The organism is Flavobacterium sp. N3904 (assembly GCF_025947305.1).
Classification (GTDB): Bacteria; Bacteroidota; Bacteroidia; order Flavobacteriales; family Flavobacteriaceae; genus Flavobacterium.
In genome coordinates this window covers 3,584,532-3,605,366 of the sequence record NZ_CP110009.1, presented here as the reverse complement: position 1 = coordinate 3,605,366, position 20,835 = coordinate 3,584,532, and the positions used below count along the sequence as shown (strand labels likewise).

At 33.5% G+C, this 20,835-nt stretch carries 13 protein-coding genes; 6 read left to right on the top strand and 7 right to left on the bottom strand.

Translation table 11 applies throughout. The annotated features are described in order from the left end of the window. Positions 1–103 precede the first annotated feature (103 nt). A complete protein-coding gene (locus OLM57_RS15265) occupies positions 104–1,024 on the bottom strand; it encodes a homoserine kinase (RefSeq protein WP_264564550.1) in 921 nt (306 codons plus the stop codon). Positions 1,025–1,121: 97 nt separating this feature from the next. After that, entirely contained in the window at positions 1,122–3,569 is a 2,448-nt protein-coding gene (gene thrA / locus OLM57_RS15260; protein ID WP_264564549.1) for a bifunctional aspartate kinase/homoserine dehydrogenase I, read from the bottom strand. Between the two features lie 730 nt (positions 3,570–4,299). On the opposite strand from thrA, the gene hutH reads away from it, so the two are divergent. The 3 genes from hutH to OLM57_RS15245 are packed head-to-tail and all read left to right on the top strand — an operon-like array spanning position 4,300 to position 7,882. After that, positions 4,300–5,814 carry a histidine ammonia-lyase gene (hutH, locus tag OLM57_RS15255; protein WP_264564548.1) on the top strand — a complete coding sequence of 505 codons (1,515 nt, stop codon included), beginning with the start codon at positions 4,300–4,302 and terminating at the stop codon, positions 5,812–5,814. A 49-nt stretch (positions 5,815–5,863) separates the two neighbouring features. Beyond that, positions 5,864–6,508, top strand: coding sequence for a DUF47 domain-containing protein (locus OLM57_RS15250; protein ID WP_264564547.1), 645 nt, complete (start codon positions 5,864–5,866; stop codon positions 6,506–6,508). 30 nt (positions 6,509–6,538) lie between these two features. After that, entirely contained in the window at positions 6,539–7,882 is a 1,344-nt protein-coding gene (locus OLM57_RS15245; RefSeq protein WP_264564546.1) for an inorganic phosphate transporter, read from the top strand. Positions 7,883–8,140: 258 nt separating this feature from the next. On the opposite strand, the gene OLM57_RS15240 is transcribed toward OLM57_RS15245, so the two are convergent. From OLM57_RS15240 to OLM57_RS15230, 3 genes are all read right to left on the bottom strand, one after another. Further along, complete coding sequence (locus tag OLM57_RS15240) at positions 8,141–8,656, bottom strand: DUF421 domain-containing protein (protein ID WP_264564545.1); 516 nt, start codon at positions 8,654–8,656, stop codon at positions 8,141–8,143. A 65-nt stretch (positions 8,657–8,721) separates the two neighbouring features. Beyond that, positions 8,722–10,092: a 30S ribosomal protein S6--L-glutamate ligase gene (rimK, locus tag OLM57_RS15235; protein ID WP_264564544.1), complete on the bottom strand. Its 1,371-nt coding sequence runs from the start codon at positions 10,090–10,092 to the stop codon at positions 8,722–8,724. Positions 10,093–10,232: 140 nt separating this feature from the next. Beyond that, entirely contained in the window at positions 10,233–12,800 is a 2,568-nt protein-coding gene (locus OLM57_RS15230; RefSeq protein ID WP_264564543.1) for an ATP-dependent Clp protease ATP-binding subunit, read from the bottom strand. A gap of 259 nt (positions 12,801–13,059) precedes the next feature. Here OLM57_RS15230 and gyrA point away from each other — a divergent pair, with 259 nt between their 5' ends. From gyrA to OLM57_RS15215, 3 genes are all read left to right on the top strand, one after another. Beyond that, positions 13,060–15,702, top strand: coding sequence for a DNA gyrase subunit A (gene gyrA, locus OLM57_RS15225; RefSeq protein ID WP_264564542.1), 2,643 nt, complete (start codon positions 13,060–13,062; stop codon positions 15,700–15,702). 39 nt (positions 15,703–15,741) lie between these two features. Beyond that, on the top strand, positions 15,742–17,010 hold the full coding sequence (locus OLM57_RS15220) for a tetratricopeptide repeat protein (protein WP_264564541.1): 1,269 nt from the start codon (positions 15,742–15,744) through the stop codon (positions 17,008–17,010). A 562-nt stretch (positions 17,011–17,572) separates the two neighbouring features. Then, a complete protein-coding gene (locus tag OLM57_RS15215) occupies positions 17,573–18,637 on the top strand; it encodes a tetratricopeptide repeat protein (RefSeq protein ID WP_264564540.1) in 1,065 nt (354 codons plus the stop codon). Between the two features lie 47 nt (positions 18,638–18,684). Here the strand turns inward: OLM57_RS15215 and OLM57_RS15210 are convergent, their stop codons facing one another. Further along, positions 18,685–19,446, bottom strand: a complete 762-nt coding sequence (locus OLM57_RS15210; protein ID WP_264564539.1) for a C40 family peptidase — start codon at positions 19,444–19,446, stop codon at positions 18,685–18,687. 110 nt (positions 19,447–19,556) lie between these two features. Beyond that, entirely contained in the window at positions 19,557–20,741 is a 1,185-nt protein-coding gene (locus OLM57_RS15205) for an acetyl-CoA C-acyltransferase (RefSeq protein WP_264564538.1), read from the bottom strand. Positions 20,742–20,835: the final 94 nt, after the last annotated feature.

Sequence of the window (20,835 nt, the reverse complement as noted above, 5' to 3'; positions counted from 1 at the left end):
ATCTATTTCTGATATTATTTATATTTTTTCTTTGTTTTCAATAGTATGGCTTGATTTCTAACTTTGTACTTCCGAATACTTCGTATATCGTAAATCAAATTTCTTAAATCACTTTCATTCCTTCATCATTCACTTTTGAAACGTGAATTTCATAAGGCAAATTCATTTCTTCGTAAACGGCACTCATGGCTTTGGCAATTTTATCGGCGTTTTCTTTTCCTTTGCTTAAGGCAAAAATAGAAGGGCCAGAACCTGATATTCCAGAACCTAAAGCCCCGTTTTCGTATGCCGTTTGCTTGATTAAATCAAATCCCGGAATCAGCATAGAGCGGATAGGTTCGATGATATCGTCATGCAAAGAACGACCGATTAATTCATAATCTTGAGTGTATAATCCTGCTACCAATCCGCCCACATTTCCCCATTGGGTAATGGCACTTTTTAGAGAAACAGTTTGTTTCAACACCGAACGGGCATCCGATGTTTTCAGCTCAATTTGCGGATGAACCACCGTAGCATACAATTCGGAAGGACTTTCAATTTTGATAATGTCTAATGGGTTAGAACATCTTACCAAAGTGAAACCTCCCAAAAGGGCAGGGGCAACGTTGTCTGCATGGGCATTACCGCTGGCTAATTTTTCGCCTTGCATAGCAAACTTCACCAATTCTTTTCTTGTAAAAGGGCGTCCCAACAATTCGTTGATTCCAAAAACCGCACCCGCTGAACTGGCAGCACTGCTTCCGATACCGCTTCCCGCCTTTATATGTTTGTAAATTTCGATTTCAAATCCAAATTCAGTTTCCACTTCTTCTAGCATCGCTAGAGCAGCAACTCCCGCAACATTGTTTTCGGTTTCCATTGGTAAATCGGCTCCTACTATTTTGGTAATACGAACTCCTTTCACATCCGATTTACGGACAATTATTTCATCGCCTGCAGTAGCTAGGCAAAGACCGAGTACATCAAAACCACACGAAAGATTTGCAATAGTGGCTGGGCAAAATATTTTTATTTCAGTCATTGTTATTTTGTTTCAGGTTTAAAGTTTAAAGTTTCAGGTTTAAAAGAGGTTTGTTTGAAGACGTCTTAACTTGAAACATTAAACTTGAAACTAATTTTTAAACATTTCCTATTCTAATCACATCGGCAAAAATTCCTGAAGCTGTAACCGCAGCTCCGGCACCAGCACCTTTTATCAATAACGGTTGATCAATGTAACGATCGGTGTAGAATAAAACAATATTGTCTTTTCCTTCCAGATTGTAAAACGGATGGTCTTTTGGGATGAATTGTAAACCTACGCTTGATTTTCCGTTTTCAAATTGAGCCACAAATTTTAGTCGGCTTTCTTTTTGATTGGCTTCTGCCAAAATGGATTCAAAGTGTTTGGCATGTTCTTTTAATGAAGCGAAAAAAGCCTCATTATTGGTAGTTTCCATACATTCTTTTGGGAGAAAAGATTTATTTTCAATGTCTTCAATTTCCATTTGGTAACCGCTTTCACGAATCAAAATAAGGATCTTTCTGGCTACGTCAATTCCACTCAAATCAATTTTCGGGTCTGGCTCTGTAAATCCTTGAACTCCAGCTTCTTTAACCACATCATGAAAAGTGTTATTTTCATCAAAATTATTGAAAATAAAATTCAAACTACCTGACAAAACGGCTTGAATTTTGTGCACTTTATCGCCAGATGCAATTAGGTTTTTTACAGTATCTATAATCGGTAACCCAGCTCCAACATTTGTTTCAAAAAGAAATGGCGCATTGAATTTACGGGATAAACTTTTTAAGTTTTTATAATTATCATAGGCAGATGAACAGGCAATTTTGTTGCAAGTTACCACGGCAACGTTTTGTTTTAAATATTGCTCATAAGTTTTAGATACTTCTTCGTTGGCAGTAATGTCCACAAAAATACTGTTACGTAAATTGAGTGCTTTTACATTGGCAATAAATTGTTCTTTGTTGGCAGTTTCTCCTTTTTCAAGAAGTGATTGCCATTCTTTCAATGGAATACCATCTTCGTCAAAATACATTTTTCGAGAATTGGAAACCGCAATAACTCTCAGGTTTATTTTTAAATTTTCTTTTAGAAACTTCTTTTGTTGGTTTATTTGTTCGATGAATTTTTCACCCACATTTCCAACACCCATTACAAACAAGTTTAATTGTTTAGTGTTTTCTTCGAAAAAGTTTTCATGTAATGTATTCAGTGCTTTTTTGACGTCTCTTTCATTGATAACTACCGAGATATTTCTTTCGGAAGCACCTTGAGCAATCGCACGAATGTTGACGTTATTTTTTCCTAAAGTACTGAACATTCTTCCGCTCAAACCTTGATGATTTTTCATGTTTTCTCCCACCAAAGCAATAATACACAAGTTTTGTTCTACAATACAAGGATCAATTTTGTTTTGAGAAATCTCAAGTCCAAAAGCTCTATTAATAGCATTTTCTGCTATTTCGGCATCCGAATTTAAAATACCAATACATATAGAATGTTCCGATGAAGCTTGAGTAATAAAAATGACGTTGATGCTTTCATTCGATAATACTTCAAATAAACGTTTAGAGGAACCCGCAACACCAATCATTCCCGAACCTTCCAGAGTAATCAATGTAATATTGTCAATATGGGTAATTCCTTTTACAGGATTTGTTTGTGCTGAAACGGCATTGGAAATCAAAGTTCCTTCGGCGCTTGGTTCGAAAGTATTTTTGATCAGTATTGGAATATTTTTTCTTAGAACTGGCTGAATAGTTGGCGGATACAATACTTTAGCACCAAAATGAGACAATTCCATTGCTTCTTGGTACGAAATAGTAGCAATTGGTTGTGCTTGTTTTACAATTTTTGGATTGGCAGTAAACATTCCGTTTACATCTGTCCAAATTTCTAAATCGGTTGCATTCAAAGCTCCTGCAATAATAGCAGCTGTATAATCCGAACCTCCACGGCCTAAAGTAGTGTTTATTCCATCTTCAGAAGTGGCAATAAAACCAGGCATAACGACTACTTGATTAACATTCGATGCAAAAAAATCTGCAATCAATTGATTGGATACTTCAAAATTGACAACTGCTTTTCCAAATTGGTTGTTGGTTTTTATCAATTCTCGGCTGTCTTTATAGCTGCTATTTTTTAGCTTTTGTTTTAAAGCCTCGGCAATTATATAAGAAGATAACAATTCACCAAAACTTAAAATAGTATCTAAAGTTCTAGGAGATAATTCTCCCAAAAGAAAACAGCCGTCAAGCAATGTTTCCAAGTGATTGATGATTCTTTTGATATGACTTAACAAACCACTTTGTTCGCTAACCGGAATTAATTGCTTAAGTGCTTCTAAATGTTTTTTCTCAATTTCGGTGACAATATCTTTAAAACTTTCATCATTAGCGGCAGCTTTTGTTGCGGCTGTTTGCAATAAATCGGTTACTTTGCTTAAAGCGGATACTACTACAACAAGCTTTTCGTCTTGTGCTTTATTAAGGACTATATCTAAAACTAGTTTTATATTTTCTGCATTGGCTACCGAAGTTCCGCCAAATTTTAATACTCTCATAAGAAGGTTGTATTTATTTTAATGTAATTGATATCGCTATTTTTTATTAGTGTCAAATTTTAAATCCTAACGATTTTGTATTGTTTGTTTTGTAATGTAAATATTTTCTATACACCCATGACTTTCTTCCTTTAAGGGAAAAGTACAGCAACTGGATTATATGTAAAATGTATACCCCTAAGGGGTAGTAGTTGTAGTAGATGTAGTTGTAACAGCAATTGCAACCCAATTTTGAGTTGTTATCGAAGGATGATATGTACTGTTAAATTTTTTCATTTTGATTTTTCAAAAGTACTGTTTTTTATGAAAAAACAAAGCTTTGTTAAGTGTTTTTGCGAATAGTTTAATATTTAAATTTAATATGGATTTAAATTTAATATTGAATAATTTATTTCATTGTTTATTGAGATTATCTTTGTTTTAAAATAGATTTTAGACTTAATTTATAACTTTGTTGAATCAAAAATAGATGGGTTTTAGTTTTGAAACAACAATTATCGAGTTTGTTTGATTTTTAAGTTATTTTTATAAAAGTATAAATAACGATTTCGATAAAGAGGTTTATTTTTTTTAATTATCCTCAAAAATAATTGCTTTTTAATATTGATTTGTTGAATTTTGAACCCTTAAAATCAAATGAAATGAGCATCCCTTAAATTGGTCGATAAAATCAATAATGATATGCGAATTATATATGATTTATAAAAAATAATAAATATCTACATACAAAATGGAGAATACACATCATATAAGTACAAGCCTACTTTCTTTCGAGAGTTTACAAGAGATTATTTCTCATCATAAATTAATATCACTTTCTGAAGAAGCTAAAACAAACATTCTAAAGTGTAGAAAATATTTAGATGCTAAGATGGCTTCTCATTCTGAACCTATTTACGGTATTAATACAGGTTTTGGGTCACTTTGTAATGTTAAAATATCAAACGAGAACTTATCAAAGCTTCAAGAAAACCTTGTGAAGTCACACTCTTGTGGAACAGGGGAGGAAGTGCCAAACGAGATTGTAAAATTAATGTTGTTGCTTAAAATTCAATCCTTAAGCTATGGGCATTCAGGTGTACAATTGCAAACTGTTGAGAGACTGGTTGGCTTTTATAATAACGATATATTGCCTGTAATTTATACACAAGGATCTTTGGGAGCTTCTGGTGATTTAGCTCCTTTGGCGCATTTGTCTTTACCTTTATTAGGTGAGGGTGAAGTTTGGTTTGAAGGTAAAAAGGTTCATTCGAGCGTGGTATTAAAGCATTTTGGTTGGGAGCCGATAGTGTTAAAATCCAAAGAAGGTTTGGCATTATTAAACGGAACCCAATTTATGAGTGCTTACGGTGCTCATATCGTTATGAAAGCCAATAAGTTTTCTTATTTGGCCGATTTAATAGGGTCTATTTCGCTAGAAGGTTTTGATGGTAGAATCGAACCCTTTAATGAGTTGATTCATTATATACGACCTCACAATGGTCAAATTGCGACTGCCAAAAGAGTGAAAGAATTTCTGGATGGTAGTGAAATTATTGAACAATCTAAAGCACATGTTCAAGATCCGTATTCTTTTCGTTGTATTCCTCAAGTACATGGAGCTTCAAAAGATGCATTTGAGTACGTAAAAAAAGTATTCAAAACCGAAATTAATTCTGTAACCGATAATCCTAATATATTTATTGAGAGTGACCAGATTATTTCCGGCGGGAATTTCCATGGACAACCTTTGGCTTTGGCTTTGGATTTTATGGCTATAGCTTTGTCGGAACTGGGAAGTATTTCGGAACGCAGAACCTACCAATTGATTTCTGGGTTGCGCAATCTTCCGGCTTTCTTGGTAGATAATCCGGGATTGAATTCAGGATTTATGATTCCACAATATACCGCTGCAAGCATTGCTAGTCAAAACAAACAGTTGGCAACTCCTTCGAGTGTGGATAGTATTGTATCAAGTAACGGTCAGGAAGATCATGTGAGCATGGGAGCTAATGGCGCAACCAAATGTTTACGTGTTATGGATAATTTGGAACGTATTTTAGCCATCGAATTGATGAATGCTTCTCAAGCAATTGAATACCGCAGACCTTTACAATCCAGTGATTTTATAGAAATGTTTTTAAAATCTTACAGGGAGGAAGTTCCTTTGGTTACTGAAGATCGAATTTTGCATTATGACATAGAGAAAACTGTATCTTTTTTGAATAGTTTTCAAATCGAAGAAGATTTGTTAACATTAGCTTAACATTGGCTTTAAATAATGAAGTAATTTTGCACTACTAAAATATAAACAAATGTCATTAAATAGTATTTTTCAATTTTTAGTCCCAAAGGACAAAAAATTCTTTCCTCTTTTTGAAGAAGCGTCTAGTAATTTAATTGAATTAGCTTCAAATTTGCACGAAGCAGTAAATCTTCCTTTAAAAGAAAGAGAAGTTCTTTTTCTTAAAATTGATGAATTAGAACAAAAAGGGGAGGACATTACACGTCAAACCAATTTAGAATTGAGTAGAAATTTTATTACTCCGTTTGACAGAGAAGATATTCACTCCTTAATTACGTCGATTGATTATGTTGCCGATTACCTTCATGGAGCAGCTAGCAGAATGAGATTGTATCAAGTAGATAAAATCACAAAATCAATTCGTAAAATGACAGAAATCAATCTTGAAGCCTGTCAGAATATTGATATTGCGGTAAAAGAGTTGAAAAATTTGGATAACATGAAAACCATTACCAATGCTTGTGCAAAAATCAATAAACTAGAAAACAAATCGGACATGGTATACAATAAAGCCGTTTTTGAAATTTTCGAAAACGAAACTGATGCCAAAAACATTATTAAATACAAAGAAGTCTTGTCAGTATTAGAATCAGCAACTGATAAATGTAAGAGTGTAGCAAGTGTTTTAGAATCTATTACGGTAAAACATTCTTAATTTAATTCTATTCATTCTGAAGATATTGATATGACTTTACTATTAATTATTATAGTTCTAGCACTAATTTTTGATTACATCAATGGTTTCCATGATGCGGCCAATGCTATTGCTACTGTTGTTGCAACAAAGGTTTTGTCACCTTTTCAGGCCGTTGTTTGGGCAGCATTTTTTAACTTTTTGGCCTATTGGGTTTTTGGTTTTGGAGTAGCAGATACTGTTGCCAAAACTGCCCATACCATGGATATTAATCTTGTTGTTATTCTGGCTGGTGTAATTGCGGCCATTGTTTGGAACCTGATTACATGGTGGCAAGGAATTCCTTCTAGTTCCTCACATACTTTGATTGGAGGATTTGCAGGAGCTGCTCTAGCGCATGCTATTGCTGTTCATGGTTTCTCAGGTTATATTGCCGAAGATGGAAAAGTTCAGTACTGGTACGATATTGTAAGCTGGTACAAAGCTAGTAAAGACGGCGGAATGCCATCTGGTGTGATTATCATTATTGCTTTTATTGTTTTGGCACCTTTATTAGGAGCTTTGATGTCTTATCTAATTTCGATTTGGTTATTGAATGCATCCAGAAAAAGTATTTATCCTAAGATTTTTACAGTCGCATTAATGATCTTAACAATTTGGTTTGTACAAAGCCAAATGGTAAGTTATGCTGATATTGAAAAACCAAGATTTGATTCTCATTTTTGGAGTGTAGCTTTTGAATCGCATAATATAAAATGGTTTTTGGTTGCTTTTATAATATTATCAATTAGTATTTTTTGTTTAATATTTAGTAGTTTAAATTTAAATCAAGCAAATGCGTGGTTGAAAAAAATGCAATTGCTATCATCTGCAGCTTTTAGTTTAGGTCACGGTGGAAACGATTCTCAAAAAGTGATGGGTATTATTGCAGCTGCTGTTGCTGTATATATTCATACGAGTGGTGCTACACAATTAAGCTTGCCCGATTGGTTGCAAGTAATTCTTCCAGATGATGATAAAGGAATTAAGGGAGCAATGCCTGCATGGATTCCATTGGCTTGTTATTCTGCTATCGCTGCAGGAACGTTGAGTGGTGGTTGGAAAATTGTAAAAACAATGGGTTCCAAGATTACTAAAGTTACCTCTTTTGAAGGAGTTGCTGCCGAAACCGCAGGTGCTTTAACTTTATATTTCACAGAGCATTTTAAAATTCCGGTAAGTACAACACATACTATAACAGGTTCTATTATTGGGGTGGGTTTAACCAAAAGAATTTCAGCTGTTCGTTGGGGAGTAACTGTAAGTCTGGTTTGGGCTTGGATCTTAACAATACCTATAACCGCTTTACTGGCTTCATTTGTATACTACTTTTTAAGTCTAATTATAAAATCTTAACTTAAAAGCATATAGCTCATAAAAAAACCATTCATTTCGAATGGTTTTTTTATGGTTTTAAATAGGTTAGGAGCAGGCCAATTCTTTAAACATCGTTAATTGTCCCGCTGTCTGCTGTATCTTTTTATAAAGTAAAGAAAAATTACTTTATAAAAAGGATGTCGCGACCATCGGGGCTAAATAACAAATTTGGGGTTATTATCAACTTCAAAAAAAAATCATAGTTTAGAATAATCTAGCGAATTTCGATGCCCTTTTTTATATTCCTTGAACTAAATTTTTATGATTTTTTCTTCGCTTGTAATGGGTTTGTTTTAAATTTTTATCTCCAGTGATGATGCTAATATTTCCGTCAATTTCAAGCATGGCCAGTTTGACATCTGTAAAATATTCGACTCCATGTTCCCGCATTGCTTCTCTTAATTCATCTGAAGTAATGTTTAATTTACTCAAGCTTTTGAAATCTAAAGTACCATTATGAATTAGAATCTCCGGTTTTTCGAGCATAAATTCACTGAATTTTTTATACCGATACATTAACTTTTTTAATACAAAGTTAATCATGAAAAGTACCGATGCCGCGGCCATACCACCCCAAAGTGTAGTGTTGTTTCCAACCATCGCATTTTGCACGGAGTTGCTTATTAGTAAAATTAAAATTACATCGGCAGTATTAAGCTGAGATAATTCTTTTTTTCCAAATAAACGCAAGGCAATGATCATAAATAGGTACACCGCCGCACTTCTGATTATAATATCTAGGAATGGATTCATTTTTTTTGTGTTATAAATTCTATATATTTCCTCAATCAGATTTTATAGTCGATTTTCAAAAAAAACTATTTAATTTTAAAATTCTTTTCAATCGCTTTAATCATCTCTCCAGCTATATCTTTATTGGTAGCGCCTTCAATTCCTTCAAGTCCAGGTGATGAGTTCACTTCTAGTAATAACGGGCCTTTTGCAGAACGAATAATATCTACGCCGGCTACTTTCAAATCCATCGCTTTGGCGGCTTTTATAGCAATTCTTTTTTCTTCGGAAGTTACTTTAATTACTGACGCTGTTCCTCCCAAATGAATATTGGCACGAAATTCTCCTGGCATAGCCTCTCTTTGGATCGCAGCAACCACTTTCCCGTCAATTACAAAACAACGAATATCTTTTCCGTTGGCTTCTTTTATGAATTCCTGTACCAATATATTGGCATTTAAGCTTTTGAAAGCATTGATTACACTTTCCGCAGCTTTTTTGGTTTCGGCCAAAACAACTCCTTTTCCTTGTGTTCCTTCAAGGAGCTTCACAATTAGAGGAGATCCACCAACCATTTTTATTAAATTATCGGTGTCTAAAGGCGAATTGGCAAATCCAGTCGTCGGAATGTCGACACCATGATTAAGCAATAATTGTAACGAAAATAATTTATCTCTAGATTGTGTAATAGCAGTTGATGAATTTAAGCAATACACTTTTAAAGCTTCAAATTGTCTGGTTAATGCACAACCATAAAAGGTAATACTTGGGCGGATTCTGGGTATAACGGCGTCAAATTGATTCAATATTTTTCCACCTCGGTAATGGATTTCAGGCGTTTTGGCGTCAAGTTTCATGTAGCATTCTTTAATATTTAAAAAGTGCATTTCATGTCCTCTCATTTCTCCAGCTTCCATAATTCGTTTGTTGCTGTACAATTCAGGATTACTAGCCAAAAGACCAATTCTTAAGCCAGAACTTGCTTTCTCGGAATTGACATACAATTCCTTTAGACTTTCAGGAGTTGGCTGTCCTAAAAGATATTTTTGTTCCGGATCAACTAATATTCTTCCGCTCATGGCTTCGCGTCCCAAAAGCATCCTGAAGCCCATCGAATCGCGATTGGTTAACGTCATTTCGATTGGCCATTTTGAATCACCAATGGCTAGATTAGTCTGAATCACGTAACGATGTTCTCTAAAACCACTGGAGCTTTTTACTATACGTTTGTCGACTAATGGAGCTTCACAATGAATCACCGTTTTGATGTTATTCTGAATTGGGTTAATGTCAAATTTCACCCAATTGGCATCATTTTTTATAAAGGGAGCAATGTTTATAGCATGCAATGCGGAAGTTTTGGCGCCAGAATCGACACGGGCTTTAATAGTAGGAATTCCTAATTCTGGAAAAGAGCACCATTCTTCACTACCCAGTATAACTTTATTTTGAAACATAAATTATTTTTAGTTTGATCAATTTTTAATATATCAAATGTAAATATTTGTTTTTAAAAAATACGATATTATCCTATAAAGAATAAACCCGTTATGTTATTAAAACGTAACGGGTTTATAATTATGTAAAATGATGTAAATTATTGATTTGTAGGCTCTTCTGCTTGGTTTCTAGGTTCCTCAGCTTTGTGAACTTTTACAGTCAATTCCTGAGCGCCTTCTTCTATATCCATAAAGATTTCGTCACCAGTTGCAATTTTTGAAGTGATAATTTCTTCAGCGAGTGCATCTTCAACATATTTCTGAATGGCTCTTTTTAAAGGTCTAGCGCCAAATTGTTTGTCAAAACCTTTATCAGCAATAAATGCTTTTGCTTTTTCAGAAAGATTCAATTGATAGCCTAATTCTTTTACACGATCATATAATTTTTTTAATTCGATTTCAATAATCAAATTGATGTCTTCTTTTTCTAATGTGTTAAAGACAATTACATCATCAATTCTGTTTAAGAATTCTGGAGCAAATGTTTTCTTCAAAGCATTTTCGATAATACTTTTCGAGTTGTCGTCGGCTTGAGCCACTTTGGCAGCTGTTCCAAAACCAACTCCTTGACCAAAATCTTTCAATTGTCGAGCTCCAACATTAGATGTCATGATGATAATTGTGTTTTTGAAATCAATTTTTCGACCTAAACTGTCAGTTAAAAAACCATCATCAAGAACTTGAAGCATCATGTTGAAAACATCTGGATGTGCTTTTTCAATCTCATCAAGTAATACAACACAATATGGTTTTCTGCGCACTTTCTCTGTCAATTGACCTCCTTCTTCATAACCTACATATCCTGGAGGCGCTCCAACTAATCTTGAAATCGCAAATTTCTCCATGTATTCACTCATGTCAATTCGAACTAGGGCATCTTCAGAATCAAATAATTCTTTGGCAAGAACTTTGGCCAATTGTGTTTTTCCAACACCTGTTTGACCTAAGAAAATAAAGGAACCAATTGGTCGGTTTGGATCTTTCAATCCAGCGCGATTTCTTTGAATGGAACGTGCAATTTTTAAGACCGCTTCGTTTTGTCCAATAACTTTATTTTGAATAAGTTCAGGAAGTTTAGCCAATTTGTTACTTTCTGTTTGGGCAATACGATTTACAGGAATTCCTGTCATCATAGAAACCACGTCGGCAACATTGTCTTCTGTTACCAGAATTCTGTTGTTTTTGGAATCTTCTTCCCATTGTTCTTGAGCAATTGCAAGATCTTTTTCTATCTTTTTCTCGTCATCACGAAGTTTGGCTGCTTCTTCATATTTTTGCTTTTTAACAACAAGATTCTTCAATTCGCGTACTTCTTCCAATTGACGTTCCAAATCCAAAATTTGTTTTGGAACATCAATATTGGTGATGTGTACTCGAGAACCTGCTTCATCCAGTGCATCAATTGCTTTATCTGGTAAGAAACGCTCTGACATATAACGGTTTGTTAATTTAACACAGGCTTCAATGGCCTCAGGCGTATACGTTACGTTATGATGGTCTTCGTATTTATCTTTAATGTTATTTAAAATAGTAATGGTTTCAGCAACAGATGTTGGCTCTACAATTACTTTTTGGAAACGTCTTTCCAGTGCACCGTCTTTTTCAATATATTGTCTGTATTCATCCAATGTAGTAGCACCAATACATTGAATTTCACCTCTTGACAAAGCAGGTTTAAACATATTGGATGCATCTAGTGAACCAGTGGCTCCGCCTGCACCAACAATAGTATGAATTTCGTCTATAAAAAGAATGATGTCATCATTCTTTTCCAATTCGTTCATAACTGCTTTCATTCGTTCTTCAAACTGTCCTCTGTATTTGGTTCCGGCTACTAAGCTAGCCAAATCAAGAGTTACTACACGCTTGTTGAACAATATACGGGAAACTTTCTTTTGAATGATTCGTAAAGCCAATCCTTCGGCAATGGCAGATTTACCAACTCCTGGTTCTCCTATTAATAAAGGATTATTCTTTTTACGACGACTCAAAATTTGAGAAACACGTTCAATTTCTTTTTCGCGTCCTACTACAGGGTCTAATTTTCCTTCCTCGGCCATCTCTGTTAAATCTCTTCCAAAATTGTCAAGTACTGGAGTTTTAGATTTTTTATTTGATTTGTTGGCGGGGTTGTTGAAATTTCCTTCTTTAAGACTGTCATCTTGTCCTGAATCATCATTATACGATTCGTTTTTTGGCAAGTTTTCTAAAAATTCTTCTTCTTTTGGAGTCATATTGATGTATTGTTCTTTAGCTATATCATAATCTATTTTGAGTTTATTCAATAGCTTGGTTGTAGGATCATTTTCATTTCGTAAGATGCATAATAGTAAATGGGCAGTGCTTATTGAGGAACTTTGAAACACTTTAGCTTCTAAAAAAGTAGTTTTTAGAGCTCGTTCTGCTTGACGAGTGAGGTGTAAGTTTTTCTTTTCTACATTCACTTCAACACTAGGACTTGCGGGACTTAGTATCTCAACTTTCCTCCGCAAATGTTCAAGATCTACAGAAAGATTATTCAATATATGAATTGCTTTTCCGTTACCATCTCTAAGTATACCTAACATCAAATGCTCAGTACCTATAAAGTCATGTCCTAAACGTAGTGCCTCTTCCTTGCTATAGGTAATAACGTCTTTAACCCTAGGTGAAAAATTATCATCCATAATATATATATTGTTATTGTAAATTTAGTGAATATGTTTATGAAAAGCAAAAATCATACCTTGATTTACTGTTTAGGCTAATTGACAAAAAAAATGATGAAGTTACCGTTAAAGTATGCTTAATTTATTAACCAAATAACAATATTAATTTGTTAATAAATCAAAAAAAAATATGTCACTTTATAAGTGAAATCATATTGAGAAAGGTTATATTAGCGGGATTTTTGAAAACAAAATAATTTTAATTTAAGTATATATTATGTCTGAAGGAGAAAAGTTAATTCCTATTAACATTGAAGATGAAATGAAAACAGCTTACATCGATTATTCGATGTCAGTAATTGTATCCAGAGCACTTCCAGATGTTAGAGATGGCTTGAAACCAGTACATCGAAGAGTACTATTTGGAATGCATGATTTAGGAGTTAATTCCAGATCTGCCCACAAAAAATCCGCAAGAATTGTTGGAGAAGTCCTTGGTAAATATCACCCACACGGAGATACTTCAGTTTATGACGCCATGGTGCGTATGGCTCAAGAATGGAGTATGCGCTATTTATTGATTGATGGTCAAGGTAACTTTGGTTCAGTAGATGGGGATAGCCCTGCTGCAATGCGTTATACAGAGGCTAGAATGCGTAGAATTTCGGAAGAAATTTTGGCAGATATAGATAAAGAAACAGTTGATTTTAAATTAAATTTTGATGATACATTAGAGGAGCCTACAGTTATGCCAACTCGTGTTCCTACCCTATTAATAAATGGGGCAACAGGAATTGCAGTCGGTATGGCGACAAATATGCCTCCTCACAACTTAACCGAAGTGATCAATGGTACTTTGGCTTTCATGGATAATAATGATATTGAAGTTGACGAATTAATGACGCATATCAAAGCTCCAGATTTTCCTACTGGAGGTATAATATATGGTTATGAAGGGGTTCGCGAAGCTTTCAAAACAGGAAGAGGTAGAGTAGTAATGCGAGCCAAAGTTGGTTTTGAAGAAGTGGATGGACGGGAATGTATTATCGTTACTGAAATCCCTTATCAAGTGAATAAGGCAGATATGATCAAACGTACTGCCGACTTAGTAAACGAAAAGAAAATAGATGGTATTGCAAATATTCGAGATGAATCGGATAGAAATGGGATGCGAATCGTATATATATTAAAACGAGATGCCACGCCAAATGTGGTTTTGAATACACTATATAAGTTTACACAATTACAGTCTTCTTTCAGCGTCAATAATATTGCAATTGTAAAGGGCCGTCCACAAATGTTGAATTTGAAGGATCTGATTCATTATTTCGTTGAACATCGCCATGATGTGGTGACACGCAGAACGCAATTTGAATTAAAGAAAGCGGAAGCTAGAGCACATATTTTGGAAGGTTTGATTATTGCTTCTGATAATATTGATGAAGTAATTGCGTTAATTAAAGCGTCTAAAAGTACGGAAGAAGCCAGAGAAAAATTAATAGAAAGATTTAATTTGTCTGATATTCAATCTCGTGCTATTGTAGAAATGCGTTTGCGTCAATTAACTGGTCTGGAACAAGATAAATTGAGATCAGAATACGAAGAAATCATGAAGTTGATCGAGCATTTAAAAGCTTTATTAGCAGATGTAAACTTAAGAATAGCTTTAATCAAAGAAGAGCTAACAGAGATTCGTGATAAATATGGAGATGAACGTCGTTCTCAAATAGAATATTCAGGAGGTGATGTAAGTATAGAAGATTTGATAGCCGATGAAAATGTAGTAATTACAATATCTCATGCAGGATATATTAAACGTACTAATTTATCTGAATACAAAACACAAAATAGAGGAGGAGTAGGGCAAAAAAGTGCAGGAACAAGAGATCAAGATTTCTTGGAAAATATGTTTGTTGCTACAAATCATCAATATATGATGTTCTTTACCCAAAAAGGGAAATGCTTCTGGATGCGTGTATATGAAATTCCAGAAGGTAGCAAAACTGCCAAAGGAAGAGCAATTCAAAACTTGGTGAATATTGAGAGTGATGATAAAGTGAAAGCTTTTATTTGTACTCAAGATTTAAAAGACAAGGATTATATCAACAGTCATAATTTAATTATGGTAACCAAAAAAGGTCAGGTTAAGAAAACATCTTTAGAGAAATATTCTAAACCAAGAGTAAATGGAGTTGCTGCAATTACAATTAAAGAAGGAGATGAACTATTAGAAGCCAAATTAACAAATGGTGAAAGTCAAATTATATTGGCTGTTAAATCTGGTAAATTAGTTCGTTTTGAAGAAACAAAAACGCGTCCGATGGGAAGAACAGCTTCAGGGGTTCGTGGAATTACACTGAAAGACGATACTGATGAAGTAATTGGAATGGTTACTGTTGATAAAGATAATATTAATGATTCTCAAATTTTAGTAGTAACTGAAAATGGTTATGGTAAACGTACCAAATTAGTTGATGAAGACGGTGAAGATGTTTATAGAATCACTAATCGCGGAGGAAAAGGTGTAAAAACACTTAATATAACAGAAAAAACAGGAAAATTAATTTCAATAAATGCTGTTACTGATGCTGATGATTTAATGATTATCAATAAATCTGGATTGACAATTAGAATGGCTATAGAAGATTTACGTGTAATGGGACGCGCTACTCAAGGAGTTAAATTGATAAATCTAAAAGGAAAAGATTCTATTGCTGCTGTTACCAAAGTAATGAAGGACGATGTTGCAGAAGTTGTTGTTGATGAAGATGGAAATGTAATTGAAACAGAAACAATTGAAAGAGTAAAACCAGTTTTAGAAGTTTTAGAAGACGAAGGCGTTACTGAGGATGATGAAGAGGACAATGAAGAAGTTGAAGAAGAGGATTTAGACGAAGAGGAATCTGATGATGAAGCCTAATTAAAAAGTAATTGAATAATAAATATAAAATAGATTAATATGAAAAGTAGATATGTAATAATAGCGTCAGCATTATTTTTATCAGTAGCAAGTTTTGCTCAAAAAAATGAAATAAAAGCAGCCGAAAAGGCATTGAAATCAGGAAATTCAGCAGAAGCGATAACAATTTTGGATGGAGCAGAATATTTGTCTGTAAATGCTCCTGATGCAGAAAAGGCACAATTCTTATTTGTAAAAGGAAATGCATTGTTAGATTTAGCTAATAAAAATGTGGAGGCAGATAAAAATTTGAGTCTTGCAGCAAAAGCGTATCAAGAATTAGTGGAGTTAGAAAAAGCTTCTGGAAAGACGAAGTATTCGGCTCAGGCAACAGTTTCTATTTCAGAAATAAAAAATAAACTAATTAATGCTGCAATTGCGGATACAAAAGTTAATAAAGATGCAGAAGGCGCCATAAAGTTGTACGATGCATACGAGTTGGATAAAAATGACACGATTAACCTTTATTATGCAGCATCGACTTATGTAAATGCAAAAGATTATGTTTCTGCTCTTAAATTGTACGAGGAGCTAAAAGCATTGAACTATTCTGGAAAAGCAACATATTATTATGCTGTGAACAAAGTAAATAATCAGGAAGATTTTTTCAAAACAGCTGCGGACAGAGATAGATTGGTAAAAATGGGAACCCATGAAAAACCAAGAACAGAAGAAGTTCCTTCAAAAAGAGGTGAGATTTATAAAAACATAGCATTGATTTATGTGCAGGAAGGAAAAATTCTCGAAGCCAAAAAGGCAGTTTCTGATGCTAGAATTACGAATCCGGATGATACTTCATTAATTTTAACAGAAGCTAATTTATATCTTGAAACAAAGGATATGGATACCTATAAAAAATTAATAGCTGAGGCATTACAGAAAAATCCTAATGATGTAGATTTAATTTTTAATTTAGGTGTAGTTAGTGCTGGTGCGAAAAATTATGCTGAGGCAGAAAAATTTTACAATAAAGTTATTGAATTGAATCCCAAATACATAAATGCATATATCAATATGGCAGCCATGAAATTGGAAGATGAAAAAGTAATCATTGATGAGATGAATAAATTAGGAACTTCTCCTAGTGATATGAAACGCTATAATGTTTTGAAAAAGAATAGAGAAGATTTGTTTAGAAGTACAATACCTTATCTTGAAAAAGCTGTTGAATTGGAACCGAAAAATGTTGATGTTTCTAAAACTTTACTTAATGTTTATAGCGCATTGGAAATGACAACAGAGTACAAAGCTTTGAAAGCAAAAATGTAGACTTTTTAATTTTCTTTGTTTTTTATAAAACAATTATAAATAAAATTTGATTCTTACTAATATGATGATCTTCTTTTGGGAATGACATTGATTAGGTTTGTTGTATAAAGAGTGAAACTGGTATTTTATAGATAAAAAAATCTTATAAAATACCAGTTTTTTTAATTTCAGTCTAAGTTGCTGCATTTTAGTTAAATATTTTGTCGTATATACTTATTGTTTGAACAGAAAATTTCTTATTGTTTTAGGGCAGCCATAAATGTGAATTCGTTATTCAAATTAATTGAGCTAAAATTTTAAAAAGATTCTAATTACATATTTGCATAATGTGTTTTTTCTTTCAGGCTATTCTTTCACACATTCAAATTTTACAGCTCAAAATTAATTTGATAATTAATTTCCCAATATTGAATAAATATTATTATTTTTTTCTTGGAATTATTAAATTATTACTATTTTAGACAAAAAAAATATATATAATAAAAATGTATAATTTAAAATATATTATATTTTTTTTAAAGATAAAAACCCGAAATCTATTTTTAATTTTAAACCTAAACTAATGAAAAGAAAATTTGTAATGCTATCAATAGTATTATTGATAAATGCTGGATTGTATGCTCAAAAGGCTCAAATAAAAAATGCTCAGGAAATGTTTGCAAACGGAAAGCCTCAAGATGCACTAGGTGTTTTAAAAACAACAGAATACCTTATTATTAATGCTACAGATGAAGATAAATCTGATTTTTATTTTTTGAGGGGTAACATTTATAAAGACTTGGTTTCTAAAAATATTGATGTGCCTAATAATTTTTCTTTAGCTTCCGAAGCCTATCAAGAATTGCTTAGAGCAGAAAATGAAGCAGAAAAATACAAGTATACTTTGCAGGCAAATGCGGCATTAAAGGAGATGAAATCTAAGCTTGTAAATGGAGCTATTGAAGATTATAAAATAGGAAAATATAAAGAAAGTGCAGAGAAAAGTTATAAAGTCTATTTGCTGGACAAAAAAGATACTTTAAATTTATTTAATGCGGCTTCTTCTTCAATGACCGTGAAAGATTATGATTCGGCAATCAAATATTATGAAGAATTAAAAGCAATTAATTATTCCGGCAAAGGAATTATTTATTATGCTACGGATAAAAAAACAAAAAAAGAAGAGGCCTTTGTTTCTGCTAATGTAAGGAAGCTTAATATTGATTCTGGGCTTTATGAAAAGCCAAGAGATGAATTTTCACCTTCTAAAAAATTAGAAATAAACAAAAATTTAGCATATATCTATCTTGAAAAGAATGATGCTGCAAAGGCTGAAGCTTGTTATAATGTAGTTTTAGAAATAGATCCTAAATATATTGATGCTTATATCAATATTGCCTATGTAAAATTAGAGTCTAAAAAATCTATTGTTGATGAGATGAATAATTTGGGAAATACACCTAGTGAAATGGAACAATATGACAAATTAAAAATTAAAAAAGATAATTTGGTAAAAAGTGTTATTCCTTATTTAAAAAAGGCCTTGGCTATAGAACCTAAAAATCAAGATGTGGTCAAATCACTTATGGGAGTTTATAGATCATTAGATATGATGGACGATTATAATGCTTTAAAATCTACTATGTAAAAAAACTTTACTTTAAAAAAAATGCTAGATATTTTCTAGCATTTTTTTTATATTATTTTTTTAATTACTCTAAGTTTATGGGTATGTTTGTTGGTTTCAGCGTTGTATATGCCCAAATGATCCAAACGATCGATTCGTACTTTGCCGCTTGCATGTATGATGTAATTGTTTTCCATTATAATGCCTACGTGAATTATTTTTCCTTCATCATTGTCGAAAAAAGCTAAATCACCTGGTTCACTTTCTTCTATAAAACTTAAAGCCTCACCTTGTAAAGCTTGTTGAGATGCATCGCGTAGTAATTTATATCCATTTAGTTTGTAAACCATTTGAGTGAAACCAGAACAATCAATGCCAAATGGTGTTTTACCTCCCCATAAATAGGGGGCATTGAGATACATAAATGCTGAATTTAAAAGGTTTTTCTTTGGTTTTATACCACTTACTTTTGATCCTTCAAAACCAAAATTTGCTGTGTTTATTTCATTATAATTTAAAAATGACAATGACGATCCTAATGGAATTGGAATTAATAAATTGGAAGGTCCTGTAATATATTCAATTAAATCGGCATTAAGTATTATAGCGTCCGAAGATAGTTGTTGATAATTTGATTCTGTTATTGACTGAGTCTGTTTGCTGTCTATCCAGCCTTCGTAATCGTCATATTGCAGTTTTATGCGTGACCATTGTTTTAGTTGTTCCAAAACTTCAAAATGCTCTCCAAATAAAACTTGAGAAACTATTTCGCTTTTATCACTAGCTTCAGCTCGAAGTGGGATTATGGCTAAATTACAAATTCCAAACATTTATATAAATTAGAAATTAGAAAATACGAATTAAAAATATTGGTAAAATTAATGATTTTCAATCCGTATTTCTTATAAAATCGAGTTTTATTCCCTCGTTGAAAACAAAGCTATGAAATAATTCTTTCAATAACAATTGCAGATGCACCTCCGCCGCCATTGCAAATAGCTGCTGCACCAATCTTTGCATTATTTTGTTCTAATACGTTTAATAAGGTCACAATAATGCGTACGCCAGAGCAGCCAAGTGGATGTCCTAGGGAAACAGCTCCTCCGTTTACATTTACTTTATCATTGTTCAGACCCAGTATTTTAGAATTTGCCAATCCGACTACTGAAAAGGCTTCATTGAATTCAAAATAATCAACATCATCAATTGACAATTCGGCTTTGGCTAAGGCTTTTGGGATTGCTTTTGCGGGACTGGTAGTAAACCATTTTGGTTCTTGCGCAGCGTCTGCATATCCTTTTATAAATGCTAATGGCTTTAAGCCTAAAGATTTTGCTTTTTCTTCACTCATCAACACTACTGCAGCCGCTCCATCGTTTATAGTTGAAGCATTAGCTGCTGTAACAGTACCATCCTTCGTGAAAACAGCATTTAAGGTAGGTATTCTATCTAGAGAAACATTTGTGTATTCTTCGTCTTTTGAAAATAATATAGGGTCTCCTTTTCTTTGAGGTACAGGAACTGGCACAATTTCATTGTCGAATTTTCCTTCACTCCAAGCCTTTGCTGAGCGTTCATAAGATTGCATTGCAAAATTATCTTGATCTTCTCTCGAAAAATTGTATTCAGACGCGCATAAATCAGCACAAACTCCCATTGCATTGTTGTCATAAGCATCTGTAAGTCCATCTTTTTGCAGACCGTCAACCATAGTGCTTGGGCCAAATTTTGTGCCGTTTCTTAGGTGCATATAGTGCGGGATCAAACTCATATTTTCCATACCGCCAGCAATTACAATTTCTGCATCGCCACATTGTATGGCTTGAGCACCAAGCATTACAGCTTTCATGCCAGAGGCGCATACTTTATTGATTGTTGTACAAGCAACTTCATTCGAAAGCCCAGCGTATATGGCTGCTTGTCGCGCAGGCGCTTGACCTACTCCAGCTTGAACTACATTCCCCATGTAAACTTCATCGACTAAATTTGGATCTAATTGTATTTTATCTAAGGCTCCTTTTATAGCTACAGCACCCAATTTTGGAGCTGCAACAGTAGATAATCCCCCCATAAAACTGCCGATAGGTGTTCTAACTGCAGAAACGATAACAACTCTTTTGTTCATGTTTACTATATGTTGATTTATAAAGCAAATTTAAACTTTTTTCAACGAATTCAAATTTTAATGCAACTAAAAATAGTATATTATTAACAAATTC